We start from the raw sequence: 433 nt of genomic DNA on the forward strand, positions 1-433 counted from the left end.
TTCTGGTTCAGGCCCAGGTGTTTGCGCCACGCCTTGAGCAGATTCCAATTTTTTTTGACAACCAGTTCGACCACCGCATGAGGGGTCAGGATATCGTTGATGCGGCTTTTCACGACTGACACGCCTTCTTCAGCACCCCCGCTGCCCACTGGTTAATGCTCTTCCCACTGGTTTCAGCAGCAGCAGCAACGGCAGCATGGACTTCAACCGGTACCCTCAGCATAAGGTTCCCGGAGTGCGGTTTATTTGGCTTCTGCCCCAATTGTTCGCAGGCGGCAAGGTAGCTGTCCACAGCTTCGGCGAATGCTGTTTCAAGTTCTTGCACGGATTCACCGTGAAATCCAACAACATCACGAAGGCCGATGATGCGTCCAACAAAAATATGGTCGTCCGGATCATATTCGATCTTGGCATGATACCCTTTGTATTTCAT

At 51.7% G+C, this 433-nt stretch carries 1 protein-coding gene; it reads right to left on the reverse strand.

The features are described 5' to 3' along the window. Window positions 1–109: 109 nt before the first annotated feature. A partial coding sequence (locus JWG39_RS16160) for a type II toxin-antitoxin system HicB family antitoxin (RefSeq protein ID WP_205220461.1) occupies window positions 110–433 on the reverse strand: 324 nt, incomplete at its 5' end.

Origin of the sequence: Desulforhopalus vacuolatus (assembly GCF_016918505.1) — a bacterium.
In the GTDB taxonomy this organism is placed as follows: Bacteria; Desulfobacterota; Desulfobulbia; order Desulfobulbales; family Desulfocapsaceae; genus Desulforhopalus; species Desulforhopalus vacuolatus.